Origin of the sequence: Rhizobium sp. PEPV16 (genome assembly GCF_008919455.1) — a bacterium.
GTDB classification, from domain to species: domain Bacteria; phylum Pseudomonadota; class Alphaproteobacteria; order Rhizobiales; family Rhizobiaceae; genus Rhizobium; species Rhizobium leguminosarum_Q.
In genome coordinates this window covers 1-24,872 of sequence record NZ_VSZV01000210.1, presented here as the reverse complement: position 1 = coordinate 24,872, position 24,872 = coordinate 1, and the positions used below count along the sequence as shown (strand labels likewise).

25 protein-coding genes and 1 pseudogene are annotated in these 24,872 nt (G+C 61.2%); 12 read left to right on the top strand and 14 right to left on the bottom strand.

What is annotated here, in order from left to right; genetic code table 11:
• Nucleotides 1–7: 7 nt before the first annotated feature.
• The 11 genes from dhaL to oiaX form a co-directional block, all read right to left on the bottom strand.
• A complete protein-coding gene (gene dhaL / locus FY112_RS06380; protein WP_151517994.1) occupies nucleotides 8–652 on the bottom strand; it encodes a dihydroxyacetone kinase subunit DhaL in 645 nt (214 codons plus the stop codon).
• A 3-nt stretch (nucleotides 653–655) separates the two neighbouring features.
• Nucleotides 656–1,660 carry a dihydroxyacetone kinase subunit DhaK gene (locus tag FY112_RS06375; protein ID WP_151517993.1) on the bottom strand — a complete coding sequence of 335 codons (1,005 nt, stop codon included), beginning with the start codon at nucleotides 1,658–1,660 and terminating at the stop codon, nucleotides 656–658.
• 55 nt (nucleotides 1,661–1,715) lie between these two features.
• Nucleotides 1,716–3,575, bottom strand: coding sequence for a hypothetical protein (locus FY112_RS06370; RefSeq protein WP_151517992.1), 1,860 nt, complete (start codon nucleotides 3,573–3,575; stop codon nucleotides 1,716–1,718).
• Complete coding sequence (locus FY112_RS06365; RefSeq protein WP_151517991.1) at nucleotides 3,572–4,606, bottom strand: Gfo/Idh/MocA family oxidoreductase; 1,035 nt, start codon at nucleotides 4,604–4,606, stop codon at nucleotides 3,572–3,574. The genes FY112_RS06370 and FY112_RS06365 overlap by 4 nt, the downstream gene beginning before the upstream one ends.
• A 1-nt stretch (nucleotide 4,607) precedes the next feature.
• Nucleotides 4,608–5,672 (bottom strand): ABC transporter permease, encoded by a 1,065-nt coding sequence (locus FY112_RS06360; protein WP_017957302.1) that lies wholly within the window; start codon nucleotides 5,670–5,672, stop codon nucleotides 4,608–4,610.
• Complete coding sequence (locus FY112_RS06355) at nucleotides 5,669–7,219, bottom strand: sugar ABC transporter ATP-binding protein (RefSeq protein WP_151517990.1); 1,551 nt, start codon at nucleotides 7,217–7,219, stop codon at nucleotides 5,669–5,671. Before FY112_RS06355 ends, FY112_RS06360 begins: the two co-directional genes overlap by 4 nt.
• Nucleotides 7,216–7,860: a DUF2291 domain-containing protein gene (locus FY112_RS06350; RefSeq protein WP_151517989.1), complete on the bottom strand. Its 645-nt coding sequence runs from the start codon at nucleotides 7,858–7,860 to the stop codon at nucleotides 7,216–7,218. The genes FY112_RS06355 and FY112_RS06350 overlap by 4 nt, the downstream gene beginning before the upstream one ends.
• Nucleotides 7,861–7,933: 73 nt before the next feature.
• Nucleotides 7,934–8,875 carry a D-ribose ABC transporter substrate-binding protein gene (locus tag FY112_RS06345; protein WP_027664512.1) on the bottom strand — a complete coding sequence of 314 codons (942 nt, stop codon included), beginning with the start codon at nucleotides 8,873–8,875 and terminating at the stop codon, nucleotides 7,934–7,936.
• A gap of 74 nt (nucleotides 8,876–8,949) precedes the next feature.
• Nucleotides 8,950–9,777 carry a phosphogluconate dehydrogenase C-terminal domain-containing protein gene (locus FY112_RS06340; protein ID WP_151517988.1) on the bottom strand — a complete coding sequence of 276 codons (828 nt, stop codon included), beginning with the start codon at nucleotides 9,775–9,777 and terminating at the stop codon, nucleotides 8,950–8,952.
• A gap of 119 nt (nucleotides 9,778–9,896) precedes the next feature.
• A complete protein-coding gene (locus tag FY112_RS06335; protein WP_151517987.1) occupies nucleotides 9,897–11,234 on the bottom strand; it encodes a four-carbon acid sugar kinase family protein in 1,338 nt (445 codons plus the stop codon).
• Between the two features lie 5 nt (nucleotides 11,235–11,239).
• On the bottom strand, nucleotides 11,240–12,535 hold the full coding sequence (gene oiaX / locus FY112_RS06330) for a 3-oxo-isoapionate-4-phosphate decarboxylase OiaX (RefSeq protein ID WP_181018168.1): 1,296 nt from the start codon (nucleotides 12,533–12,535) through the stop codon (nucleotides 11,240–11,242).
• Nucleotides 12,536–12,673: 138 nt separating this feature from the next.
• Here oiaX and FY112_RS06325 point away from each other — a divergent pair, with 138 nt between their 5' ends.
• The 3 genes from FY112_RS06325 (at nucleotide 12,674) to FY112_RS06315 (ending at nucleotide 14,808) form a co-directional block, all read left to right on the top strand.
• Nucleotides 12,674–13,378, top strand: a complete 705-nt coding sequence (locus FY112_RS06325) for a transcriptional regulator NanR (protein ID WP_131708248.1) — start codon at nucleotides 12,674–12,676, stop codon at nucleotides 13,376–13,378.
• Between the two features lie 169 nt (nucleotides 13,379–13,547).
• Nucleotides 13,548–13,862 carry a hypothetical protein gene (locus FY112_RS06320; RefSeq protein WP_131718372.1) on the top strand — a complete coding sequence of 105 codons (315 nt, stop codon included), beginning with the start codon at nucleotides 13,548–13,550 and terminating at the stop codon, nucleotides 13,860–13,862.
• Between the two features lie 418 nt (nucleotides 13,863–14,280).
• Nucleotides 14,281–14,808: a sigma-70 family RNA polymerase sigma factor gene (locus FY112_RS06315; protein WP_131718371.1), complete on the top strand. Its 528-nt coding sequence runs from the start codon at nucleotides 14,281–14,283 to the stop codon at nucleotides 14,806–14,808.
• Between the two features lie 220 nt (nucleotides 14,809–15,028).
• On the opposite strand, the gene FY112_RS06310 is transcribed toward FY112_RS06315, so the two are convergent.
• Both FY112_RS06310 and FY112_RS06305 read right to left on the bottom strand, forming a co-directional pair.
• Nucleotides 15,029–15,280 carry a hypothetical protein gene (locus tag FY112_RS06310; protein ID WP_231283906.1) on the bottom strand — a complete coding sequence of 84 codons (252 nt, stop codon included), beginning with the start codon at nucleotides 15,278–15,280 and terminating at the stop codon, nucleotides 15,029–15,031.
• Between the two features lie 65 nt (nucleotides 15,281–15,345).
• Complete coding sequence (locus FY112_RS06305; protein WP_131718370.1) at nucleotides 15,346–15,606, bottom strand: hypothetical protein; 261 nt, start codon at nucleotides 15,604–15,606, stop codon at nucleotides 15,346–15,348.
• Nucleotides 15,607–15,832: 226 nt separating this feature from the next.
• On the opposite strand from FY112_RS06305, the gene FY112_RS06300 reads away from it, so the two are divergent.
• The 8 genes from FY112_RS06300 (at nucleotide 15,833) to FY112_RS06265 (ending at nucleotide 24,060) form a co-directional block, all read left to right on the top strand.
• Nucleotides 15,833–16,591, top strand: a complete 759-nt coding sequence (locus FY112_RS06300; RefSeq protein WP_131718369.1) for a FadR/GntR family transcriptional regulator — start codon at nucleotides 15,833–15,835, stop codon at nucleotides 16,589–16,591.
• A gap of 23 nt (nucleotides 16,592–16,614) precedes the next feature.
• A complete protein-coding gene (locus FY112_RS06295; RefSeq protein WP_131718368.1) occupies nucleotides 16,615–17,589 on the top strand; it encodes a sialic acid TRAP transporter substrate-binding protein SiaP in 975 nt (324 codons plus the stop codon).
• Between the two features lie 225 nt (nucleotides 17,590–17,814).
• Nucleotides 17,815–18,387 (top strand): TRAP transporter small permease, encoded by a 573-nt coding sequence (locus FY112_RS06290; RefSeq protein ID WP_131718367.1) that lies wholly within the window; start codon nucleotides 17,815–17,817, stop codon nucleotides 18,385–18,387.
• Nucleotides 18,388–18,391: 4 nt separating this feature from the next.
• Nucleotides 18,392–19,798, top strand: a complete 1,407-nt coding sequence (locus tag FY112_RS06285) for a TRAP transporter large permease (protein WP_131718366.1) — start codon at nucleotides 18,392–18,394, stop codon at nucleotides 19,796–19,798.
• 9 nt (nucleotides 19,799–19,807) lie between these two features.
• The gene (locus tag FY112_RS06280; protein ID WP_151517986.1) at nucleotides 19,808–20,842 is read left to right on the top strand and encodes an L-idonate 5-dehydrogenase; all 1,035 of its coding nucleotides are present in this window, start codon (nucleotides 19,808–19,810) and stop codon (nucleotides 20,840–20,842) included.
• Between the two features lie 228 nt (nucleotides 20,843–21,070).
• Nucleotides 21,071–21,778, top strand: a complete 708-nt coding sequence (locus FY112_RS06275) for a GntR family transcriptional regulator (protein WP_131718364.1) — start codon at nucleotides 21,071–21,073, stop codon at nucleotides 21,776–21,778.
• Between the two features lie 46 nt (nucleotides 21,779–21,824).
• Nucleotides 21,825–22,712, top strand: a complete 888-nt coding sequence (locus tag FY112_RS06270; RefSeq protein ID WP_131718363.1) for a dihydrodipicolinate synthase family protein — start codon at nucleotides 21,825–21,827, stop codon at nucleotides 22,710–22,712.
• 1 nt (nucleotide 22,713) lies between these two features.
• Nucleotides 22,714–24,060, top strand: a complete 1,347-nt coding sequence (locus FY112_RS06265; protein WP_151518000.1) for an FAD-binding oxidoreductase — start codon at nucleotides 22,714–22,716, stop codon at nucleotides 24,058–24,060.
• A gap of 96 nt (nucleotides 24,061–24,156) precedes the next feature.
• Here FY112_RS06265 and FY112_RS06260 read toward each other — a convergent pair whose 3' ends face one another.
• Entirely contained in the window at nucleotides 24,157–24,621 is a 465-nt protein-coding gene (locus FY112_RS06260; protein ID WP_003550368.1) for an Lrp/AsnC family transcriptional regulator, read from the bottom strand.
• Between the two features lie 126 nt (nucleotides 24,622–24,747).
• On the opposite strand from FY112_RS06260, the pseudogene FY112_RS06255 reads away from it, so the two are divergent.
• Nucleotides 24,748–24,872, top strand: a pseudogene (locus FY112_RS06255) (alanine racemase); the annotation flags it as partial.

Sequence of the window (24,872 nt, the reverse complement as noted above, 5' to 3'; positions counted from 1 at the left end):
TGATGAGTTAACCATTGTCGCGCTGCGCAAATTTCGCCATTGCGGCGATGATGATGACGGCCGAGGCCGCACCGGGATCGATGTGCCCGATCACGCGGTCCCCCAATCGCGAAGCCCGTCCCTTGGCCGCCGTCATGTCGCCGGTCGCTTCACAGCCTGCCCGCGCTGCCCGCTCGGCTGCCTCGAAACATTGGGGGAGGGTCTTTCCCGACTGCCAGGCATCGAGTGCCGCGTCAGCCGCGGGTTTCCAGGCGTCAACCATCGTCTTTTCACCGGGTTCGGCTTTTCCGCGTTCCTGGATTCCCTGTGCCATTGCCGCAAAGACGCGCAGGAAGTCGTCATCGCTCAATGTCTGCTTGTCTTTGGCGGCTGCTCCGGCGCGCATGAAGGCAGTGGCATATAAGGGGCCGGACGAAGCGCCGACCGCATTCAGGAATGCCTTAGCCGCGACGTTGAATGCGGTTGTCGGGGCAATCCCGGCGTCAAGTTCGCCGACCGCTTTCGCCGCGGCCTGGCAGCCTGCATCCATGGCAAGGCCGTGATCTCCATCGCCAATCGCACCGTCCAGTTCGCAAAGTTGATCTCGTTCCACCGCGATATCCTCGGCAATCGCGGCAAACAAACGCTGCAGGTCTTCGGTCGTAAACGTCATCGATTACCTCGCAAACATCGCGCAATCACAGGGGTGGTCGATCAATCGCTGAAGCTCGTCATCGAGATGCATGGCCGTGATCGATGCGCCGGCCATTTCGAGCGAGGTGCAGTAATTCCCAACGAGCGACGTATGGAGGATGAGCCCGGCATCGTCGAGCCGGGACTTCACGCGCCGCATGATAATGTAGAGTTCCATCATCGGGGTCGAACCCAGCGAATTGACGAGCACGGCGACACGATCGCCCCGGGCTGCTTTCATTTCGCGAAGAATGCTGTCCATGAGTTCGTCGGTCACCTCGTCGGCCGTTCTCAGCGGCTCGCGCGCCACGCCAGGCTCCCCATGGATACCCATTCCGATCTCCATCTCCCCTTCGCCGATCAGGAAGTTCGGCCGGAGGGTCTGGGGCAGCGAACAGGGCGAAAGCGCCACACCCATCGTATAGGTTCGCGCATTGGCATGGCGGGCGACACGCTCGACATCGTCAAACGAGTAGAGAAGATCGCAGGCTGCGCCGGCAGCCTTGAAGATGAAGACGTTGCCTGCCACGCCTCGTCGCTTGTCCCGCTGATCGGCAGGGGCGGACGCTACATCATCCGTGGTGAGCACGGTGCGCGCTTCGATCTCATCGAGAGCAAGCATTTCGGCAGCCATGTCGAAGTTCATCACGTCGCCGGCATAATTTCCATACATGAACAGCACGCCGGCGCCGCCGTCGACCGCCATGGCGCAGGCGATGATCGGATCGGGCGGCGGCGACGCGAACACGTTGCCGATTGCGGCCGCGTCCGCCAGCCCCTTGCCGACAAACCCCAGAAATGTCGGTTCGTGCCCCGATCCGCCGCCGATGACCAAGCCGACCTTGCCCTTGCGGGGCCCGTTTCTGGCAATGATTGCGCGGGGCATGTTCTCCACGGCGTACAGGTGGCGCGGATGCGCCGCCAGAACGCCTTGCAGCATCTCATCGACGGCATCTGCGCCGGCATTGATAAGCTTCTTCGTCTTCATGCTGATCCTCCCAGTGCGAGCTCCACCTGCATAAATGCGATTGCACCGCCGAAGGTCAATCCGCCAGCGGGAGGGCTGCGGTCGCAAACGGCGCGAGCAGCAACTCTTTGCCCGCATCTGCCGCCCGGCATGCGCCGCAATCGACCTTTCGTTCTTCGCCCGTCAGATTGACGACGTGAAGCCTGGCGCCTGCGGCATTCCGTGCAACGAAAGACAGGACCTCGGAGGGCGAGGAGGAGACGCATTCCTGCCAGGATGCGCCAGCCAATCGAGACAATGTCTGCACGGTGTTGAACAGCGGGCGCCGCCCGCCTTTTTCGGTCGGTTCGGCCGGACCGGCGATCAACCCGAATGGCCCTGACAAGGCCGAGAGCGTCAGGCATTCCAGACCTGCATCCAGCAACCGTATCGCGTAGCCGAGCGCGAAGGCCTCCGCGAAACGTCCATTGTGGCGGGGGTCGCGATTGGCCATGGGGATGCGCGCGCTCACTGGATTGTCCATCGTGCGGCTGCCATAGGGGTTCTGCCGCATCGGGATCGTCGATGGGCCGATCCGGTAGGGCTTGTCGCCATAGATCGCCCGCACCGACCGCGTGATGAAGGGCAGCGCTTCCAATGTCTGCATGACACTGAGGTCGTCGGCCGCATGCACGATCGGGTTGGTGCAGTGGCTGACGAAGTCGAGCTGTCCATCGGGGACGCGCTTCCGGTTGAGTTCGGTGAAATAGCTCAGCATGCCGCCGCCGATGCGAATGCCGGGAAAGGCGGCGCGGGCAGCCGTATAGACCTCATCCAGCGGCGGGCATTCCGGCCATTTGCTGCCGGGCGGCGTCGATTGCCGGTCGACGGATGGCGAGATCATGATCGCATCCGGCCTGAAACCCGCCAGCTGCATCTGGCGGGCAATCTCGGCAGCCTCGCTTGACGGCGACGATTTGCACGGAAGGGCGATCTCCAGCGTCGAGCGGCCGCGATGGACTGTGGCGATCGCGGCAAACCGCCTGAGCGCTTCGACGTCGTGCCCGGCTCCGGGGTCGAAATGGAAGAGCAGTTCCTGGGGAGCGATTTCCGTCAGCACGGACTTTGCCGACAGCGTCGCATCGGCCTCTTCGGGCGTAATGATCACGCCGATATCAGGCATGGTGCCGGTTCGCGCCCCGAGTTCGAGTTTTATGGCGCCGCCCGACATCCCAGGAGGATGCCGTGTCGAACCGCGTGCGTCCCTGATGACCAGCGACGTTTTCTGCCGAACGGGCCGATTGGCGGGAATTTCATACGGCCAGGGAAGAGCGAGCGGCCTGACATAAGTCTTGTAGGAAGCGTCCGACCAGTTCCTTTGATCTTCCATTTCAAAGGTGTCCCCCTCCATCCGGCATTCCGCATGAACGTCAGGCATGACGGCATGGGTGATGGCCCGCATATCCTTGAACGGCTGCCAGGGCTCGATGACATCGGGAAACAGTGTCGCCACGATTTGCCCGTCGAGATGCTCGACCGTCGCCGGTGCACCTGCCACGCCGACGATCGGATGCAGAATGCAGAAGCCGCAGCGGTTGGTCTCGAAGCCGGTCGGGGCGATGGCTTCGGCCTCGAAGTCGAGCCGGTCCGGACTTCCGACGATGCGAACATCGATGATGAGCTTTGTATCATCCGGTCCCTCGCAGCGGGCGAGATAGGCGACCTCGAAACGATCGTCACTCTGCTCGATCCTGAGATCGGCGATCTCGGGGCTGTAAGTCCCCCAGTCCCGGTCGCGAACGAGATAGGAAATCGCCCGCAGCACCTCGGTTCCATCGTAGCTGATCGTGCGGAGATTGCCGTTGGCGAGATCGGCTTCCAATTTTCCGGCTCTCAGGCGAACCGGTGGCGGATCGACGAGATGGGTGCCGTAAAGCTGGAACGCATCGATCGTCATCGCAGCATCGCTCCGACGTCGATCGTCTGTCCTTCGGCAGCGCTGTCATAGGCAGCCTCGACCAGGGCGAAGGTCTTCAGATTGTCCGCCCCGGAGGTCGAATGTTCGGCGCCGCGCTCCAACTGGTCGACCCAATGCTGCTGGATGGCGTAGACGCTCTCCTGGATGTTGTGCCAGGGCCGCGAGGCCCATGACAACAGCTTCGGAGATACGTCAGTGGTGGTGGTGCCCTTGGCGTTGGTGATTTCAAGGCCGTAACCCCGGGTCAGGCGGATCGTGCCCTCCGAACCGTCGAGCTCGATCAAGGTCTCGGGGAACGGCTCCTTCGAGAGTTTGGTGGCGTAGCTGACGTCGACGACCGACGTGGCGCCGTTTTCATGATCGAGCAGAATGGTCGCGACATCCTCGCCCTTGATTCTCGGATTGACCCGCTTGGTGCGGGCGGTGAGTGAGCGGACATCGCCTAGAATGTATCGGGCTATATCGAGCGTATGAATGCCGAGGTCCTCGATGATGAAGCGCTCACCTTCCGCCAGATAGGGCTGCCCGGAGAAGACGTCGTAGGCCGAACGGAAGGAGAAGCGGCCCCAGAAGGGCGTGCCGATGACATCGGCCTCCAGCGCCTTGCGCAGCGCCTGGATCGGCGTCTGCCAGCGAAAGTTCTCGTGCACCATCAGGGGTATGCCGGCATTGCGACACGCCTCGACCATCGCCTTCGCGTCCGACAAGGTCTTGGCGAACGGCTTCTGGCAGATTGCCGGCACCCTGTTACGGGCGGCCAGTTCAACCAGGGCGCGGTGGCTCTGCACTGTCGTGGCGATATCGACGAAATCGAAATCGCCATCGTCAAACATCGCCTCGGCGTCACTGTATCGACGGTCGATGCCGAACTGGTCGCCGACGATCTTCAGCCGCTCCGGATCGCGATCGCAGATTGCGACGATGCCTGCGCCCCGAACGTCGTTCCAGGCATGCATCTGGTTGATCGCAAAGAAACCGCAGCCGATCAAAGCCCCTTTCAATTCCGTCATATCAACCTGCCTTTGCCATCTGCATGAGGGTGACGCGCTGCTGCAGGCGGCGCTGCGCCTGGTCGACCACGACGGCGATGATGATGACCAGGCCCTTGATGACCATCTGCCAGAAGGAGGAGACGCCCATCATCACCAACCCGTCGGAGAGGATGCCGATGACGAAGGCGCCGATAATCGTGCCGCCGATCGTGCCGCGGCCGCCCGACATCGAGGTGCCGCCGAGCACGGCTGCGGCGATCGCATTGAGTTCGAAGCTTTCGCCGGTCGCCGGGTGGGCTGCCATCAGCTCGGAGGAGATGACGACGCCGACGATGGCGGCGCAAAGTCCGGAGAACATGTAGACGAAGATCTTCACGACATCGACCCGGATACCGGACATGCGCGCAGCCCGTTCATTGCCGCCGACGGCGAAGATGTGACGGCCGATCGGCGTCGAGCGGGCGACATAGGCGGCCAGCAGCGCCAGCACGATCAGAATCCAGATCGATACCGGCAGACCGAGGATGCGCCCCGCGCCGAAGAAATCAAAGCCGGTCGTTGCATATTCAGGCCGGCCGACAAGGTTCGGAAAGGTCTGGCCGTCCGACGACAGCAAAGCGAGACCGCGGGCGATATAAAGCGTGCCGAGTGTGGCGATAAAGGGCGCGACGTTGAGCTTGGTGATCAGCAGACCGTTGATCAGACCGATGAGCAGGCCGATCGACAAGGTGATCAGCACGATCTCGAAGAGGTTGAAAAAGATCGTGTAGCCGATCGGCAATTCGATGCCGTAAAGGATCAGTCCGCCGGCAACCATGCCGCAAAGCCCGACGATCGATCCAACCGAGAGATCAATGCCGCCGGTGATGATGACGAAGGTCATGCCCATCGCCAGGAAGGCGTTCAGCGCCACATGCTTCGACATCAGGATCATGTTCGCCGTCGAGGTGAAGTTCGGGGCGAAGATCGCAAAGAAGATGATCACAGCGAATAGCGCGATGAACGTCCTGAGCTTCATCAGCGTCAGAAGCGCCGAGCCGTTGGCGCCCTTCGGCGCAAGAGTGGTTGATGTAGCCGCCATCATGACGCTAGTTTCCCTTGATGTCCGTGTCCCTTGGCCGAAGCCGCGATAATGGCCTCTTCCGTGGCTTCGTTCCGGTCGAAGACGGCGACCAGCTGGCCGTTGCTCAAGACCGCTATGCGATCGGAAAGCGCCATGACCTCCTCGAGGTCGGAAGTCGAAAACAGAATGGCGAGCCCGTTTGCCGCCAGCCGCCGCATGGTGCGGAAGACATCGGCCTTGGCGCCGACATCGATGCCGCGGCTCGGCTCGTCCATCAGCAGCACCTTTGGATTGGTCATCAATGCCTTACCGATGACGACCTTCTGCTGGTTGCCGCCCGACATCGAGGTCACCTCGAAGTCCGGGTTCGGCGCCTTGATCGAGAGATCGCGGATCGCATCGCGAATGGCACTCTTTTCCGCACCCCTGTCGATATGGAAGAGCCGGGTGAAGCGGCCAAGGCTCGCCAGCGTCAGGTTGGAGGCGATCGAGAGCACCTGGACCAGACCTTCCCTCTGCCGGTCTTCCGGAATGAGCGCAAGGCCGCGGCGGATGCGCCGCGTGGTGTCGCGGGCGCGAACATGCTTGCCGTCGATGAAGATCTTGCCGGTCGAGTGTGTGTGACGGCCGATCACGCATTCGAAGAATTCGCTGCGCCCGGCGCCCATCAGGCCGTAGATGCCGAGGATTTCGCCTGCCTTGACCGACAGGGAGACATCGTTGACCGAAAGCCCACCCGTCGGCCGCGGCAGGCTGATATTTTCGGCGCGAAAGACCTCAGCCCCGACGGCGTGGTCAACGGACTTTGCAAAGTCCTTGGCATCCGAGCCGATCATGGAGCGCACGATCCAGCGCGTGTCGATGTCGCGGACCATAGCCTCCCCGGTGACCTGGCCGTCACGCAGCACGGTGATGTAGTCGCCGATCCGCATCAGCTCTTCGAGCCGGTGTGAGATATAGACGATCGCCACACCCTGGGCCTTCAGCTCCGCGATCACTTTGAACAGAATCTCGACCTCGGCTGCCGAAAGAGCCGACGTCGGCTCGTCCATGATCAGGATCCGGGCATCCAGCGACATCGCCTTGGCGATCTCGACGAGCTGCTGCTGGCCGATCGGCAAATCTTCGACCATCGTATCGGCCTCGATCCCGGCATCGAGACGCTTCAAAAACGCATTGGCCTTTTGCACCTGCGCCTTGTGGTCGATGCCGAGGATGCCACGGGTGATTTCACGCCTGGCAAAGATGTTTTCTGCGACCGACATGTTGGCGAAGAGATTGAGCTCCTGAAAGATCATGCCGATGCCGTGCGCCTGCGCGTCAGCCGGGCTGTCGAAGGATACGGGCTTGCCATCCAGGATGATGCGTCCGAGCGTCGGACGCTCGACACCGGCGATGATCTTCATCAGTGTCGACTTGCCTGCGCCGTTTTCGCCGACAAGGACGTTCACCGCGCCGCGGCGCAGCTCGAGATTGGCGCGCTTGACGGCGACGATGCCCGAATAGACCTTGGACACGTCGTCGAGGCGCAGGATGATGTCGTCATTTTGTGCCTCTCCTGTGGTCATGGGCCAACCCTCAGTTCCGAAGGCGTTATGAGCGGCAGCTCACCGCTCTTCGGCAACGGAAAGGCGCCGATCGCGGTCATCGTCTTGCCGGCGAGGTCCTCACGCGGGATGGCGGAGAGAAAGGTGGTATTGGCCTTCTCGTTGAAGGCTTTGCCGAACTGCGCCCACTCAATCTGGTTCTTGAATTCGTTGAAATTGACGAATTCCAGCGTGTCGCGCAGCGCCGTGCCGCGTAGCGCCGGCCCGATCTGCACCTTCGCATCGGCCTTGCCGTCGCCATCGGCGTCGACATCGAGCGTCGCCGCGCGCGAGGCTGTATCGGCCGCGACAATCTTGCCGGTGATCTTCACCGCATAGGTCCATGGCGAGCTGCTCTGCTTGCGGGGATTACCATATTTCTCGCCTGCGGCGTCGGGGCTGGAGGCGGCCAATTGCATGACGTCCTTGAGGTCGCCGGCGCGCTTCTCGAAATAGGGCACTGCCTCGGATTGCCAGATCGCCTCGACCTTGGCATTCGGGTCGAAGGCGGTCTTGGCTGCAGCCGCAGCCTTCTCCTCGGCCGTCGGCGTCTTGATGATCTTGCAACCGGGCAAGGCGGCCGCCACGACGGCAGCGAGCAGGGCGCCCTTCACTCTCAACATGCTTTAAACCTCGACGTCTTGCAAAATGCATTGCGGAGGGCGCAACGCTGCGCCCTCCGCAATTCGCGGCTGATCAGTTCGTCAGGGCGAAGGTTTCGAGCTTGCCGGCATTGTCGGCGTTGATGAGAACGCAATCCATCAGCTGCTTCTCTTCCTTTGGCGTCGTCTTGTTCTTGATGTAGGCGTCTGCCTGTTCCACCGCCAACTGAGCCTGTGCATAGGCGGGCTGCAGGACCGTTGCCTTGATGCCGCCCGACTTGATGGAGTCGCGCACGTCGTTGGAACCATCGAAGCCGACGACGATCACGTCCTTGCGGCCGGCCGCCTGCAGCGCTGCGATCGCGCCCATGGCCATGGTGTCGTTGCCTGAAATGACGCCCTTGATGTCGGGATTTGCCTGGAGGATGGTTTCCATCTTCGAATAGGCTTCCGTCTGGCTCCAGTTGGCCGATTGCTTGGCGACGGACTTCAGGTCCGGATAGTCGTCGATGACGTCGTGATAGCCTTGCGAGCGGATGCCGGCATTGGTGTCGGACTCTTTGCCCACCAGCTCGACGTAATTGCCCTTCTCACCCATCAGCTTGACGAATTCCTGCGCCCCGAGCTGGGCGCCCTGGTAGTTGTTCGAGACGATCTGGGCGACGGCAACGCCGGTGGCGTTGATTTCACGGTCGATCAGGAAGGAGGGGATGCCTGCATCCTTTGCCTTCTTGACGGCCGCGACGGAGGCGTCGGCTCCGGCATTGTCGAGGATGATCGCCTTGGCGCCGCGCCCGATTGCCGTGTCGATCATTTCGGACTGCTTGTTGGCGTCGTCGTCATGCGTCATGACGAGCGTCTCGTAGCCGAGCTCCTTCGCCTTGGCTTCAGCGCCGACGGCTTCGGCCTTGAAGAAGGGGTTGTCATGCGCCGGCGTGATGATGGCGATGAGATCGGCCGCAAAGGCCGGAAGAGCTGTTCCGAGCGCCAATGCGCCGGCAAAAGCTGCAAGTGTCAGTCTGCGCGTCAGTTTCATTGTTTCCTCCCTGTTGTGATGAAGCCCCTTCTCCCTGGGGCGGTTGAGGGGAGGGCGTGCCTCCCCAAGCCGGTTCAGGTGATGCGCCGGATGCTTTCGGCGATCTCCTGCGGTTCGAATACCTTTTTCCAGTCGTCGCGCATCAGCGCCGGGATGCCGAACTCGATCGCCTTGTTACAGGCATCCGAGAACACGCCGTCGACTTCCTTGAAGATGACCGCGCCGAGCACGTTCATATGGCCGAGCAGGAAGTCGCGGGCAGCCTGTTCCGGCACGCCGCGCGCCACGCATTCGTCCATGGCCTGTCGCATGACGACGAGCAGCGATGCGCAGACGGTTTCCGACAAGCCCGGTTCGAGCATGGCAAGTTGATCGACCGTGACCCGGTGCGAGCGCATGACCGGGGCCCAGATCAGCTTGGCGATTTCCTCGCCGAGCGCGTAGGCGCTTTCCGGCCCCTGCATCAGTGCCGAAACGATATGCTGCTTGGCGAAGAGGCCGCCGAAGTGGTCCTTTTTCGCCTGCATATCCGTCTCGTCGTTGAAAATCGGCGGATGGCAGGGATGGGTGACGAAGTAGGTAAGATCATCACGCTTCGGCAGGTGGCCGGCAAAGGGAGCCGCAGCGTCCAGCGCGATCACCATGGTGCCTGATGTGAGCTTGTCGACGATGCCTGCAGCGACTTTGCCGATCGCCGTGTCCGGCACGGCCAGGATCACCACGCCGGCGCCGTCGAGCCCGACATCGACGGGTACGCAATCGACACCGAGATCATTCTTCAAACGGGCCTTGCCTGCGTCGCTTACCTCGACATGGCGAACGTCGAAACGCGAGCCTTTTAGATTTTTGGCAAGGCGGTATCCCATTTTTCCGCCTGCGCCGAAGAGGGCAATCTTAGTCATGTTTCCTCACCTTTTCCGTTTCTGGATAGGATCATAAACTGGTATGATGAGTCAATCACCATATCACTCAATTCGTATGATCCACACGTTTTTCTCCGCCAAGCCGGATTGGGAAACCATCAGTGTTTCCTTCCCTCACGGATCTGCGTGAAATAACCGTCAGTCCCGACCTGGCCGCCTTTGAGTGCAATCTGCAGGCCGTCCGTCGGCTGATAATCGCCATGCGCAAGGCAAAGCGGAGAGCCTGGCGTCTGAGGCAGTGGAAGGAGCGTGGTCAGCGCGTCGATCTTCAGCTGCCTGAGTGCGTGGCTGGATGTGTCGCCGCCGGCGACGACCGCACGTGATAGTGCTTCGTTCTCGATCAGGCGGCGCAAGATCGTGCCAAGCGCGCTCCCGAGCCGGTGACGAGCGCCCGGAAGCCTGTCGATATCGGCGCCGCGGTCGGCAGACGGGCCAAGCGCGGTATACAGAATGACGCTCTTGCCTTGCCTGAGCTTCTGGATGCCGGCCTCTACCGCCGCATCGATCGCCCCTTCGCCCTGCTCCGAGACCAGTGCGAGCGGATCGAGGGCGATGCTCTCGAAGCCGTTCTCGACGGCCGCCCGGATCTGGCGCTCGGTTGTTGGCGACACGCTGCCCGACACGACGGCGAGGCGGTCGACCCGGCCGACATCAGGAAACTCGGCGCTGCTGTTGGCGATGAAGCCGCTCCGCCGCCATGAGCTGAGCAGGGCATATTCGACCCCCGAGGAGCCGGCGACAAAACTTCCGGAGCGGCCGGTGACGCGAAGCAGTTGTCGGCCCGCGGCCTCCTGCGTCGCCTCGGAGTCGACATCGATGAGCAGGATCCCTTCGGAAGTCGACGCAAGTTCATCGACACGCGCATCGGCGTCCGTCGCGGTGATGGCGACGAGATCGGCCACCAGGACGGGAAGGCGGGTCTGCTTCGACAGGTGGACCGCAAGGTCCGCCTCGTCCATCGGAGTGACGGGATGGCGGCTCATGACGGGATGGCGGTCGATGCGGAAGATCCGGCCCTGGTAAGCGGCAAAGAGATTGCCGAATGCCGCGTAGCGTTTCAATTGCGGCGCGCCGACGACGACGGGGACGACGGATTGCCCGAACACCGATCGGCCGATTTCGATCGCCTTGCCGATATTGCCGATGTCGGGGCTGGAATCGAAGGTCGAGCAGACCTTGTAGTGGCAGATGCCGGCGCCAAGCGAATTCAGCCACTCGAAAGCGCGCGAAAGGTGCTCTTGCATCCAGACGGGGGTCTCGCTGCGGCTTGTCCCGGCGATGCCGATTGCGCGGCAATCCCGAAAGCGTCCAAGCAGTTCCGGCGTCGGAATATCGAGGAAAAGCACGGTCGACACGCCGTTCGAGGCTAAGGCCTCCATCACATCGGTGGAGCCGGTGAAGTCGTCCCCGTAATAGCTGACGAGAGGTTGATCCATCGCGGTCACGCGCCCTTGCCGTCGCTGAATTTCGCTATCGAGGCGGCGAGCTCCGGATGATCTTTTGCGTAGGTCTCCAACGGGATGTCTGCGACGGCTGCCTGCCAGGCCTGCTGCACGGCCCGAACGCCGGCCGCCGGGCCGCCGGGATGGCTGACGATGCCGCCGCCGCAGAGATAGAGAAGATCGACGGTGCGGCCGGTGCGTTGATAGGTCTCGGGCGCCTGTCCTCCCCACTGGCCCGAGCCGGCAACCGGAAGCGGACAATCGGAGGCATCAAACAACGGCGTGCTGACGGCCTTGAAGGACGAGACGAAACTGTCGTCCGGCTCCCAATATTTGACCCTGATGCCGTTGATCTGAAACTGGTCGACGCCGAGCAGCCGCCAGAACTGCTGGTAGACCTTGAAATCCATGCCGGCGCCCGGATCGCGCGTCAGCACGTCCCAACCATTTCGATGCGCGTGCAGCACCAGATTGGAGCGCTTGCGCAGAAAGCTCATGCCGCCGAAGCCGATCGAGTTGATGTTGACGACGGCGCAATTGCCGCCGGCCTTGGCGACGATGTCGTGGTTGCGCATCATCTCGTCGGGGTCTGCATGCGAGATGCCGAAGGCATACATGACCTTCTTGCCGGTCTTCTGCTCGTGATCGAGAATGCGCGGCATGATCGCCGCAACGCGGTCCTTGAGCGGCGAATAGGCCGGGCTCATCAGTTTTTCGTCATCCTTGATGAAGTCGACGCCGGATGAGATCAGCTCGCCGACGAGTTCCGCCGTTTCGTGCGGTCTGAGACCAAGCGCCGGCTTGACGATCGTTCCAATGATGGGTCGGCCTTCGACGCCGGTGAGGCGGCGGCTTCCAGGGATGCCGAACTGCGGTCCGGGATGCGCATTTTTGAAGGCTTCGGGCAGCGTCATGTCGACGATCCGGATGCCAGTCATGCCCTTGATGGAGTAGACGCCGCCGATTGCAATGGTCATCAATGCAGAAAGGTCTGTGCCGATCGCGTCCAGCGGAAAGGCGATGTCGACATCGGCGCGATGAAGCAGCGTGCCGGGGGCGACCTCGGGCCAAGTCGGGTGACGGGCGCCTTCGAGCGGACGGATCGCCAGCACACGGGCGGCGACACGCGATTTCAGCTCTTCGGTCTCGCCGGGGACGGGCACGAAGGTTCCGGTCGACTGGTCGCTCGCGATCTTTTCCGCCATCGCCTCGACGTTGCCGGGCGTTTCGATACGGTAGGTCAGGGTGATCATCATGAAACTGGTGGTTGCTCCTCTCGCCAGGTAGATTGCCATGGCGTCAACTCATGATCTGGTATAATGAGTATTCCAAATTATGAAAAGTAGAATCTTCGGATCCGAAAAATTTCGCCGACAGCTTTGTTCTCGACCCGGAAACTGTTAGGAGGAAACATTTTGAGCCAGCGAGATGTGATGACCCAGCCCCTCGAACAAATCGTCCGCCGGAAACTCTCTGACGAAGTGTTTGATCGACTTGAGCGAATGATCACCTCGGGCGAGCTTCAGCCCGGCGATGAAATGCCGTCCGAGCGCGTGCTGATGGAACGCTTCGGCGTTGGCCGGCCGGCGATCAGGGAGGCCATGCAGTCCCTTGCCAACAAAGGTCTTGTCAGCATTTCGCACGGAGAGCGGGCGAAGGTCCTCAGGCTGACGGCAAAGTCGATATTCCGCCAGGTCGATCTCACCGCCAAGATCATGCTGTCGCAATCAGCGGACTCGCTGGAGCATCTCAAGAGCGCCCGCATCTTCTTCGAAAGGGGCATGGCACGCGAGGCCGCGCAGCGGGCCTCCGCAAATGATATCGCCGACCTCAGGAACGTTATCGAACGCCAGCGAATGTCGCTTGGGCGGGCCGAAGAGTTCATCGACGCGGACATGGAATTCCACACCCGCATCGCGCAGATATCAGGCAACCCGATCTACGTCGCCGTCAGCGAAGCAATGCTTGCCTGGCTGAAGGAATACCATACCGAGATGCTGATCTGGACCGGCAAGGAAAAATTCACGCTCGCCGAACACGACGAAATCGTCGACCGCCTTGAAGCAAACGACGTGGATGGCTCGGAAACGGCACTGCTCAAGCATCTCGAGCGGTCGCGAGCGCTTTACGCGAAGTAGTCGCCATTCCCCTTGCGCGTCATAGCTGTCCCTTTTGCTGTTTCAGACCTCAACCTTGGCTGCGCGATGGCTGTGGACGCGGCAGTGCATTTTGTCGGCTGCAGCCGGAACAATGATCTAAGAATGAGGTTCTGAGTGGGTCAACAAGGATCCCAAGGAGGACATCACAATGCGTATGAAACTCGTAGCAGCGTCACTTTTGGCTATCGGCATGGCCACATCCGCCTTCGCCCAATCGAATCCGGCTCCGGCCGGTGCCACCATCGACAAGAATCAAGCCGATCAGGGTGGCGGCGCAGCCAGCGACACGAAGACCAAGAAGCCGATGGCAACGGATACCACCACGACGGGTTCCACGACCAGCGGCGCGACGGACAAGGTCAAGTGCCCCAATCCGGTCAATAACTCTGCCAAACTCCAGACACAAGGCGGCACGAGCAACGCGACCCCGATGGATGAGGCGTGCGCCGCGCATAATAATTGATCGGCCGCTTCACGAAAAAACCCCGCTTTTTGAACTGACCCCGGAAGTTGGAAACCCAACCTTGGTGTCAGTTCAGTTTGGCGGGGTTTTTGCGTAAGGAAACCCGAGGAAGCATAGCCGCCGAGGCGGCGACCCTTGCCGGCCGGCGTGATGGGTTTCAGGCCGCCCGCTTTCCCCCAAGCATTCGCGAACGACTGTGCGAGCGCCGTGAGTTTCTCGTCGCCTGCCTCTTCCTCGGCCAGGTTGCTTGCAGCCGCGGGAAGGCATCGTTCCGGCCGAGCTTAGCGCCTACGCAAACGGAGGCAATTGCGACCAGCAGGCCCGCCGGGGGATGGCGCTGTCTATCGACATTGGTCCGGTATCGGACGGCAACGATTAGGACGTCCAGAACTTTCCTTTTCATCATAGGAGAGACAAAATGACGTTCTTATCTACGGTACGCTCTGCTTCTAACAGCAAAGAGACGTCCGCAATCCAGCTAGAAATCGTTGAACTGACGCCGGCGTTACGCGCCTTCGCCAGAAGGTTTCTGCGCAACGACGATGATATAGATGATCTTGTACAAGAAACACTGATGAAGGCATTAAACTCGCTTCATCTCTACCACCCAGGCACCTCGCTCAAATCCTGGCTTTTCACCATTCTTCGAAACACGTTCTGCACCAATTATCGCAAGCAAAGACGGGAACCGGCTGGCATGGACGTAGCGATGGAGCAGGTGTCGATCGCGCCAACCCAAGAGTGGGCTCTGCGTCAGCGTGAGTTGCAACAGGCGCTAACGCTGCTTCCCGACGACAGGCGCCGTGCCCTAACACTGGTGGCTACCGGGACGAGTTACGTGGACGCCGCCAGGATGTGCGGGTGCCGGATCGGCACATTGAAAAGCCGCGTGAGCCGCGCCCGCGAGTCCTTACTGTTGATGCTGGGAAACCACCTCCTCGATTGACTACGCTTGCGGTCAGGCGACTCAGTCGGCGAGGCAGCTCACTGAGGCTTTGCACATCCCCGGAGCTAGGCATCCCCTTATTCCACCCGCTGTTTGATGAAATCCGCAACGGCCTCTCAGTTCGATGTAAGCGCCGCGCTGGCTGGTGTCCGTCCCCGGGCCTTGTCTCCGTATGGGGAGCCGGCCGGCCAAACAATGGGACGCCGGCCCACGGCGTGTTTTATGCGCAATCTCGATGTGTCCGACGAATTTGCCATTCCTTGTACGGCTTTAACATCTGTCCCGGGAATCGTCTTTCTATGGCACTTTCGGTAAGGACGATTTTTGCGAAGTCTTCGTCGTGAGGCGAAGGATTAACCCAGGCTTCACTGCGGATTTCCAGATCTGCCATAATTGCGAAAAGCTCTTCATCCGTCATCGCCTCCAGAGCGGAGGCGAACGCCTGCTCCGCAGCAGCCACAAAACATCTCACAGTGCACCTCCTGCCGATGGCGGCGTCTGTAGCGTCAATGCACAGCACGCTCACGGCGGTTTGCTTCACTTTTCGGGCAAATCCTTTTCCTTCGTCGCAGCCGCCGCAAGGCTGTTCTGCGACCCATCTCTGTCGGATGCACGCAGGGGGGGCGTGGGCGCACTGGCGACATAAAGACCGAGTCCGAGAGCGCCGATGGCAACGACGAAAGCACCCGCGATGGCAGCGACCGCTCGTGGTCCATCCTGCTTGATCATTCCAAAGCCAAGGGCAACACCCAGGAGCGCCGCTCCGCCCGCGACCGTAAAAAGCCAGAGATAATTCATCGTCCTGCTCCCGATATCCGGCCACCCAACCTTGAATGACGACGAAGGTTCCCATCAATCTCACAACCGCTGCCATTCTCCGGGAATAGGGCGAACGCCTTCACAGATACTCGTGTCTTGCGTTTGTGCGGCGGATTGACGCACAACTCATGCGATGATATTCATTCTCCAATTGGTCAGGCCAATTGACCAGCTGCGCTTGAGGAGAAGCGCCGAGGAGACCACGATGTTTTCGCCTGTTGAATCACGCCGCCTGTATCGGCAGGTCGCGGATCAGATTCGCCTGATGATCGCGAGCGGCGAGCTTGCCGTCGGCCAGCGGCTGCCGGCCGAGCGCGACCTGGCGGAGCAACTGTCGGTTTCACGCCCGACCGTCCGCGAGGCGCTGATCGTCCTGGAGGTCGAAGGCCTCGTCAACATCCGCATGGGCTCCGGCATCTATGTGGTGCGCCAGCAAGCCGCGACCATTGCCGGAGCCGAGCGCGAGCCCGTGGAGGGGCCCTTCGAGCTGCTTCAGGCGCGTGCCATTATCGAATGCGCCATTGCCGAAGAAGCTGCCGGTCGCGCCAAACCTGACGATATCGCTCTGCTCGATGAAACGCTGACGCGCATGGGGGGTGTGGTCACCGATGCAATCGCAGTGCTCGATGCCGATCGCGCCTTCCACACCGGCATTGCCGCCATCGTTGGGAATGCGACATTGATCCGGGTGACGGGCGAGATGTTCGACATGCGCATGACCCCCTATTTCGCAAGGCTTGCCAGCCACTTCGAGGGGCCCACGACATGGCGCAGCGCCCTGGACGAGCATCGCGCCATCCGCGACGCGATCGCCGCCGGCGATGCCGCCGGCGCCAAGGCGGCCATGCGCGCCCATCTCACAATGTCGCAGAAGAGGTTTTCCGAGAGCTTCGGGGAGGAGTTTTCGGGAGAAGAGGAGCGCGGACGCAACGAGCGGCCGTCGAAAGGAACTGCCAAGACTTAACCCAAGCTCGGGAGGAGAGAGCAATGAAAAGCAGACTGGCAACGATACTTTGCACCGCAGCCGCGATCATGGCGAGCAGCGCGATCGCGCATGCCCAGACAGTGCTGAAATGGGCGCATGTCTATGAAACATCCGAGCCCTTCCATACGGATTCCGTATGGGCTGCGGAAGAGATCAACAAGCGCACCGACGGGCGCTACAAGATCGAGGTCTATCCGGCATCGCAGCTCGGCAAGGAAGCCGACATCAACCAAGGCCTCAAGCTCGGCACGGTCGACATCATCATCTCGGGATCGAGCTTCGCGGCCCGCGACTACAAGCCGATCGGCGTGACTTACTTCCCCTATATCTTCCGCGGTCCCGATCATCTGATCGCCTACACCAAGAGCGATGTCTTCAAGCGGCTTGCGAAAGGCTATGAAGACAAGACCGGTAACCACATCGCCGCCGTCAGCTATTACGGCACGCGCCATACGACATCAAACAAGCCGATCGCCAAATGCGCCGATATGCAGGGCCTGAAGATCCGCGTGCCTGACGTTCCGGCCTATCTCGCCATGCCGCGCGCCTGCGGCGCCAACACGACGCCGATCGCCTTTGCCGAAGTCTATCTCGCTTTGCAGAACGGCACGGTCGAGGCGCAGGAGAACCCGCTGACGACAATCGAGGCGAAGAAGTTCTACGAAGTCCAGAAGAACATCATCCTCACCGGCCACATCGTCGATCACCTCAACACCGTGATCTCGAAGACACGGTGGGCGAGCCTTTCCGACGAGGACAAGAAGATCTTCGGCGATGTGATGCAGGAGGCCGCCGAGCGCACGAGCAAGACGATCGCTGGCAAGGAAAACGGCCTCATTGCGACCTTCAAGGAAAAGGGCCTGAACGTCGCCGAGGTCGACAAGGCCGATTTCGAAAAGACCGTGATGGAAAAGGTCAATTTCGAGGATTTCGGCTACGAGAAGGCCGATTGGGAAGCAATCCGCGCGATCAAGTAAAGCCCAAGGCGCGGTGCCTAAGCGTCGCGCCCTTCGCTAACAAAGCTCGCCGACTTTTCCTTCGTCATGCTCGGGCTTGTCCCGAGCATCTGCTCCGATCGATGCGTGGCAGATCCTCGGCACAAGGCCGAAGGATGCCAGCAAGCAAAGAACGAGCTTTGTCGGCAGTTTAAAGGTCGCGCCCACACGCCGCGCCCTTCTTCCCCAACTGAAACAGGGCCGATCATGTCGCAAGAAATTCACACGCCAATCACCGCCGAAGAAATCGGTCACGAGTTCGAAGGGCACGCGCCGACCGCAAACGTCTCGGATTATGCCATCGAAGACTGGATCACGCTGATCGTCTTCTGGCTGATGGCGGGTTGCGTCTTCCTGCAGTTCTTCACGCGCTATGTGCTGAACGACAGCTACGCATGGACCGAGGAGATTGCGATCAACTGCCTGATCGGCGTCGTCTTTCTCGGTTCCGTCATGTGCGTGCGCACCTCGCGTCATATCCAGGTGGATGTGTTCTATCACTATATGCCGGCAGGTCTGGCGCGCGTGCTCGCCACTTTCGTCGATATCGTTCGCATCGGCTTCTTCGCCTATGGCTGCCATCTGATGTGGCGTTACGTCGACATCGTCGCGGACGAACAGATGGTCACCATCGACCTGCCGCGCAACATCGTCTTCTACTCCGTTCTCGTCGCCTTCGTGCTGATGCTGATCCGCGCGATCGTCGTCTTCATCGCCAATATGCGCCGCGGCTACTCCGTTCTGGAGCGTCCCGAAGAATTCCAGACCATCGAGGGTTGATCTGATGCTACTGCTTCTTGGCTCGTTTCTGGTGCTGATGCTGGTCGGGGTGCCAGTTGCCATCTCGATGGCGGTGGCATCGGTGCTTTACATCGTCCTTTACGGCGTCGCCCCCGACATCATTGTCGCCCAGCGCATGATCGCCGGCGTCGAAAGCTTCCCGCTGCTCGCCGTGCCGTTCTTCATCCTCGCGGGCAACCTGATGAACTCGGCCGGCGTCACCGGCCGCATCTATTCCTTTGCGGTCGCTCTCGTCGGCTGGATGAAGGGCGGTCTGGCGCAGGTCAATATCATCGGTTCGGTCATCTTCTCCGGCATGTCCGGCACGGCGCTCGCCGATGCGGCGGGTATCGGTACGATCGAGATCAAGGCGATGAAGGATCACGGCTATCCGGTCGAGGCCGCGGTCGGCGTGACGGCGGCTTCGGCAACGCTCGGCCCGATCTTCCCGCCGTCGCTGCCTTTCGTGATCTACGGCATGATGGCGAACGTCTCGATCGGCGCTCTTTTCATGGCGGGCATCCTGCCCGGCATCGTCATGACGCTGTTGATGATGATCACGGTCGCCGCCTTTGCTTATAAGAAGCGGTGGGGCTCGGATGCGCCGTTTAATGTCAGAGAGCTCCTATCGGCGGGGATGGAAATCGTCGTCGTCCTGGCGGTGCCGCTGGCCATCTATCTGATGATGCGTGCCGGCGTATCGATGAATGTTGCGGCGGGCATTGCCCTTGCCCTGCTTCTTGCCCTCGACTGGTATTTCCGCTTCTCCGCCGTCATGGCGCTGATGACGCCCGTCATCCTGATCGGCGGCATGACGATGGGCTGGTTCACACCGACGGAGGCCGCCGTCGCAGCCGTCCTCTGGTCTCTGTTCCTCGGTCTGGTGCGTTACCGTACGATGACGCCCTCGACGCTCGCCAAGGCAAGTTTCGATACGATCGAGACGACGGCATCCGTTCTCTTCATCGTCACCGCGGCATCGGTCTTTGCATGGCTGCTGACGGTGAGCCAGGCGGCCCAGCTGCTGTCCGATGCGATCCTGTCGATCACCGACAATAAATGGGTTTTCCTGATCCTGGTGAACCTCTTGATGCTCTTCGTCGGCTGCTTCCTGGATACGATCGCGGCCATTACCATCCTCGTGCCGATCCTTCTGCCGATCGTCCTGAAGTTCGGGATCGATCCCGTCCAGTTCGGTCTCATCATGACGCTGAACCTGATGATTGGCCTGCTGCACCCGCCGCTCGGCATGGTGCTTTTCGTGCTGTCGAGGGTCGCGAAACTTTCCGTCGAACGCACGACCATGGCGATCCTGCCCTGGCTGGTGCCGCTTTTCCTGGCGCTGATCCTGATCACCTTCGTGCCCGCCATATCGCTGTGGCTGCCGCAGCAACTCGGGCTGCTGAGATAGGAGCGGAAGATGCGGACACGTGTGGCACGGCTTTACCAAAAGGGCGACCTCAGGATCGAGACCGCCGTGGTTGCGGCCCCTGGCCCCGGCGAGGTGCTTCTCAAAATGGCGGCCGCAGGCATCTGCGGCTCCGACCTGCATTATTATCAGGACGGCGGCTTCGGGCCGGTTCGGGTTCGCGAGCCGATCATACCAGGCCACGAGGCATCAGGAACCGTAAGCCAAGCGGGCGAGGGGGTCGATCTGAAGGCCGGGACGCTGGTGGCGGTCAATCCCAGCCAACCCTGCGGGCATTGCGAATATTGTCAGAAAAACATGCCGATCCACTGCCTGGAAATGCGCTTCATGGGCAGTGCGATGCGCCTGCCGCATGAGCAGGGCATGTTCCGGGAATGGCTGGTGGTGCCGGCCAAGCAATGCTTTGCGGTCGGACCTGCGACAACCGCCGCGGAAGCGGCCTGCAGCGAGCCGCTCTCCGTCTGCCTGCACGCGGCATCGCGCGCAGGAAATATCACAGGCAAGCGCGTGCTGGTCACCGGAGCCGGCCCGATCGGCGCCCTGGTGGTTGCCGTCGCCAGTTATTTCGGCGCAGATGAGATCGTGGTGACCGATCTCGCGGATGCGGCGCTGGACCGGGCCAAAGCGATGGGCGCCAGCCGGACGATCAATGTTTCGAAGGACGTCGCTGCGCTTGCGGAATATGAGGCGGGAAAGGGCTATTTCGATCTCGTCTTCGAATGCTCGGCCGCCGCCCCGGCAATCCGCGGCGCGATTGCCGCGATCAGGCCGCGCGGAACGATCGTGCAGGTCGGCGTCACAGGAGACGTCCCGATCCCTCTCAACGCCATCGTCGGCAAGGAGCTTCAACTCCACGGAACGCAGCGCTTCCACGAGGAGTTCGGTACTGCCGTCGAGCTGATCTCCAGCCGCAAGATCGATGTGCGGCCGATCATCAGTCACAGCCTGCCGCTCGAAGAAGCCACCGCCGCCTTCACGCTCGCCGGCGATCGCGCAGCTGCCTGCAAGGTGCAACTCACCTTTTAGAGCGCGTCGCCGAACTCATAGCTGTTGCCGGATGGATCGATGGGCAATCGAGGTTGCCGGTTGCCGGTCGCCTTGCCGACGCAGCATTCGCTGCGCGTGAAGGCAGTAACTTTTCCTGACCCGAACCTGTTTTCTCGCTGACTGGGCGAGCGGATTCGATTCCGGAGCCTCACGAAATTCTTGACGTCTATCTTATGTCTACATAATGTCTTCCAAAAGGATTATGAGATGGACGATGACATTCTCTCCGAAATCGGCAACCCCGACCGCAAGGGCAACCTGGGTCTTGCGCTCCGCAGACGCATCCTGACGATGGAGCTGCCGCCAGGTGCGGTGTTGGACGAGGTGGCGCTGAGCGAGGAGTTCGGGCTGTCCCGCCCGCCGGTTCGCGAGCTGATGCGGCAGATGGCTGGCGAAGGTTATATCGAGCTCGAAGCCAACCGGGCGGCGCGCGTCAGTTCGATGAGTTACCAGTCGCTGCGCGACTTCTTCCTTCTTGCGCCGATGATCTACATCACCGCTAACAAGCTGGCGGCCGAGAACGGGACGCGCGGGCAGCTCGACGTGCTCAAGCAGATTCAGCAATCATTTCGAAACGCCGTTGACAACTGCGACGTCGAGGGGCGCGTCTTCTACAACGACCAGTTCCACCGACAGATCGGCGAGATGGCGCACAACATCTATCTGGTTCCAAGCCTGCGGCGATTGCAGATCGACCACGCGCGCATCGGCAAGGTCTTCTACCAGCACCCGAACACGCCTCGCATGCAGGAAGAGCTCGAACTCGCCACGCAACAGCATGACGAGATGATCGACGCCATCGGGAAACGCAATCCCGACGTAGCCGGAGAACTGGCGCGGCTTCACCTCGAACTTTCACGACGAAACATGGCCATGTACGCGGCCCCAGAGGGTCTGGAGACGCCAACCCTCTAGGACCATTGCCTTGACCTTCGACGGCCTAACGCGGGACACCAAACGAATGTCTGACTTCCAGTTTCCAGGCCTGAACCTTGCCATTACCACGCCGTTCGACGATGCCGGACGTATCGACTACGGCAGGCTCGAATACAATGTCGAGCGCTATCTTGCGGCAGGCGTCAGGAGCTTACTGTTCAGCTCCGGCACCGGCATGCACGTCTACCTTTCCAAGGAGGAATCCGAGGAACTGATCCGACGCGGAGCGCGGATCGTCAACGGACGGGCAAAGGTGATTGCGCAGACCTCCGCTCTCCTCGTGGAAGACGTCGTCGAGCGTACCATCCGCGCGCGAGATGCCGGCGCCGAAGGCGTCATGGTTCTCCCGCCCTTCTTCGAAGGACCGACCGACGACCAGGGCATCGTCGATTTCTACAGCGAGGTTGCGAAGGCCGGTCTTCCGGTGATCGGCTACAACGTTCCCCAGGCGGTCGGCGTCGCCGTTACGCCGGAACTTTTCGACAGGCTGAACGAAATCCCCGGCTTCTGTGCCGTCAAGGACAGCAGCGGCGATCTTGGAAAGCAGGCAGCACTTATCCGCACCGGCCGTTTCGTCATGAACGGCGCTGACCCTCTCGTTCCCTACGCGCTCTATGCCGGATGCGACGGCCTGATCTGGGGTGGGGCGAACTTCGCTCCGAGAACCTGCGTCGCCCTCGTCGAGGCCGCCGCCGAGCATAAATGGGACGAGGTTCGCGCCCTCTGGAAAATCTTGGAGCCGTCGATGGGGCTGATCTGGGAAGGCGATTACGTGCAGTCCGTCTATGCGGCGGCAGATCTGGTGGGCTACGGCGCCGGAGTTCCCCGAAAACCGCTGCGCGGGCTTGTCCCAGAAAAGCTTCCCGCCATCCGGCGCTCCCTCGAAACGCTCATGGAGCATGAAGCGATCTGACGTGACCCAGGCCGGAAAAAACGTTTTCATTGCATCCAGGCTTCCGAAACGCGCAGGCGTTTCGGGCTGGGTTGCCACACTTGCGCCGCGCACGCCACGGCCGGCGCTGACCGGATCGGTCATTGCGGATGTCGCGATCATCGGCGGTGGTTTCGCCGGCCTTTCCGCGGCCCGGCGCATATCACGCCTGGACCCGACCGCGCAGGTCGCCGTGCTGGAAGCGGGTATCGTCGGCGAGGGGCCGGCGGGCGCGAACTCGGGCTTCATCATCGACCTGCCGCACGAGGTCTCGTCCGACGATTTCAGCGGAGAGTCGGAGGCGAGGTTCAGGCAATCCGTGCTCATACAGCGCTCGGCCATTGCTCTGGCGAGCGAGATGGCCGCCGAAAACGGTTGGGGCAAGGACGTGTTCGATCCCTGTGGCCGATACAGCGTCGCCATCAGCGCGGAAGGCGACAGGCACCTCGAGGACTATGCGCAGCAGCTCTCGAAAATGGGCGAAGACCATCGGCTTCTGAGCGCCGGGGAGATCGGGGCGGTAACGGGATCGCCGGTCTACACCTCCGGTCTGTTCACGCCCGGCACGGTCATCGTGCAGCCCGCCGCCTACATTCGCGGGGTCGCCGACTGTCTGAAGAAGCCGGCCACCCTTTACGAGCGGTCGCCGGCGCTCTCGTTCGAGCGCCTCGGTACGGGCTGGCTCGTCAAGACGCCGCAGGGTTCCGTGCAGGCGGCAAAGATCATCATGGCAAACAACGGACATGCGGAGAGCTTCGGGTTCTTCCGTGGACGCCTGCTCCACGTCTTCACCTACGCCTCCCTCACCGAGGAGTTCGACCCCTCGCGCCTCGGCGGAGAACGGAAGTGGGCCGCCACGCCCGCCCTGCCGATGGGAACGACCGTCCGCCGCATCGGCACGGCCGGCGGCGATCGAATCCTGGTGCGCTCCCGCTACAGCTATAATCCGAGCATCGCAGTCAGCGACTCCGCGATCCAGCGGGCCGGCCGCCTCCACGACGGCAAGTTCTCCAAACGCTTTCCCACCCTTGGCGGCGTCGGGATGCAGTATCGCTGGGCCGGCGCGATGGCGCTCACACGCAATCATGTTCCGGCATTCGGTGAGATCGAGCGAGGCGTGTTCGCGGCATGCGGCTGCAACGGTCTTGGAGCGTCGAACTCGACGGCATCAGGGATCGCGGCCGCGGAACTGGTGCTCGGACATGATTCCGAACTCGGCCGCGTCTATGCGCGTCTCGCTGCCCCTGCGGCATTGCCGCCGCAGCCCTTCACGACGATCGGAGCAAAGATCCACCTCGCCTATCGCGAGTGGAGTGCAGGATCCGAGTGATAAGCGGGATCTCCAATCTGCGCCAACGGCGCAGTTGACGATACGGCGAGGCTGACCATACGCGATCTGGCTGGATGCGCGGGTGGGGATCACGGTTCAGCGCCTGCCCCTCGTGCGCGTCGCCAGAACATTGCGGATCGAGAAGCTGGAATGAATCCTGAGGACGCCGGGCAAGGTCGACAGGATCTCTTTGTGAATCCGCTCGAACTCGCCGGCATTGGCAACCTCCACACGCAGCAGGTAATCCGAACCACCGGTCATCAGAAAACATTCCCGGATCTCTGGATGCCGGCGTACCGCCGCCTCCAGGCGGTCGAGATAGTCTTCCGTTTGTCGTTCGAGAGTGATGTTGATGATCACGGCGATCATTTCATCCGCATTGCCGGTGTCCACCAGCACCGTATAGCCGCGGATCACGCCTGATTTTTCCATGATCTTGATGCGCCTGAGACAGGCCGATGGCGAGAGACCGATCTCGGCGGCGAGCTTGGCATTGCTCATGCGGGCATCGAGGCGCAGCAGTCTCAGGATATTGCGATCGATCGCGTCGAGAGCAGGCATAGTGGATTATTCCAAATTTTTATTGATTATGCGGATAATTGGCGGATCATGCAATAATCGACTGCTGAATGATCGGCAATTTCGCTCATTATTTCATAAACTCCCTGAGATCGAAAAGGGGTGGACATGGATAGCGATATTTTGGTTTCCCGCACACGAACTGCCACGACCGCGCAGGGAGCCACGGGCTATCTGACGATCGATCTTGCCGCCCTCGGCCGTAACTATTGCAAGCTCGTATCGATGCTGGC

Coding starts and splice junctions, on each gene's coding strand:
- dhaL (WP_151517994.1), bottom strand. CDS start 652: ATGACGTTTACGACCGAAGACCTGCAGCGTTTGTTTGCCGCGATTGCC.
- FY112_RS06375 (WP_151517993.1), bottom strand. CDS start 1,660: ATGAAGACGAAGAAGCTTATCAATGCCGGCGCAGATGCCGTCGATGAG.
- FY112_RS06370 (WP_151517992.1), bottom strand. CDS start 3,575: ATGACGATCGATGCGTTCCAGCTTTACGGCACCCATCTCGTCGATCCG.
- FY112_RS06365 (WP_151517991.1), bottom strand. CDS start 4,606: ATGACGGAATTGAAAGGGGCTTTGATCGGCTGCGGTTTCTTTGCGATC.
- FY112_RS06360 (WP_017957302.1), bottom strand. CDS start 5,672: ATGATGGCGGCTACATCAACCACTCTTGCGCCGAAGGGCGCCAACGGC.
- FY112_RS06355 (WP_151517990.1), bottom strand. CDS start 7,219: ATGACCACAGGAGAGGCACAAAATGACGACATCATCCTGCGCCTCGAC.
- FY112_RS06350 (WP_151517989.1), bottom strand. CDS start 7,860: ATGTTGAGAGTGAAGGGCGCCCTGCTCGCTGCCGTCGTGGCGGCCGCC.
- FY112_RS06345 (WP_027664512.1), bottom strand. CDS start 8,875: ATGAAACTGACGCGCAGACTGACACTTGCAGCTTTTGCCGGCGCATTG.
- FY112_RS06340 (WP_151517988.1), bottom strand. CDS start 9,777: ATGACTAAGATTGCCCTCTTCGGCGCAGGCGGAAAAATGGGATACCGC.
- FY112_RS06335 (WP_151517987.1), bottom strand. CDS start 11,234: ATGGATCAACCTCTCGTCAGCTATTACGGGGACGACTTCACCGGCTCC.
- oiaX (WP_181018168.1), bottom strand. CDS start 12,535: ATGGCAATCTACCTGGCGAGAGGAGCAACCACCAGTTTCATGATGATC.
- FY112_RS06325 (WP_131708248.1), top strand. CDS start 12,674: ATGACCCAGCCCCTCGAACAAATCGTCCGCCGGAAACTCTCTGACGAA.
- FY112_RS06320 (WP_131718372.1), top strand. CDS start 13,548: ATGCGTATGAAACTCGTAGCAGCGTCACTTTTGGCTATCGGCATGGCC.
- FY112_RS06315 (WP_131718371.1), top strand. CDS start 14,281: ATGACGTTCTTATCTACGGTACGCTCTGCTTCTAACAGCAAAGAGACG.
- FY112_RS06305 (WP_131718370.1), bottom strand. CDS start 15,606: ATGAATTATCTCTGGCTTTTTACGGTCGCGGGCGGAGCGGCGCTCCTG.
- FY112_RS06300 (WP_131718369.1), top strand. CDS start 15,833: ATGTTTTCGCCTGTTGAATCACGCCGCCTGTATCGGCAGGTCGCGGAT.
- FY112_RS06295 (WP_131718368.1), top strand. CDS start 16,615: ATGAAAAGCAGACTGGCAACGATACTTTGCACCGCAGCCGCGATCATG.
- FY112_RS06290 (WP_131718367.1), top strand. CDS start 17,815: ATGTCGCAAGAAATTCACACGCCAATCACCGCCGAAGAAATCGGTCAC.
- FY112_RS06285 (WP_131718366.1), top strand. CDS start 18,392: ATGCTACTGCTTCTTGGCTCGTTTCTGGTGCTGATGCTGGTCGGGGTG.
- FY112_RS06280 (WP_151517986.1), top strand. CDS start 19,808: ATGCGGACACGTGTGGCACGGCTTTACCAAAAGGGCGACCTCAGGATC.
- FY112_RS06275 (WP_131718364.1), top strand. CDS start 21,071: ATGGACGATGACATTCTCTCCGAAATCGGCAACCCCGACCGCAAGGGC.
- FY112_RS06270 (WP_131718363.1), top strand. CDS start 21,825: ATGTCTGACTTCCAGTTTCCAGGCCTGAACCTTGCCATTACCACGCCG.
- FY112_RS06260 (WP_003550368.1), bottom strand. CDS start 24,621: ATGCCTGCTCTCGACGCGATCGATCGCAATATCCTGAGACTGCTGCGC.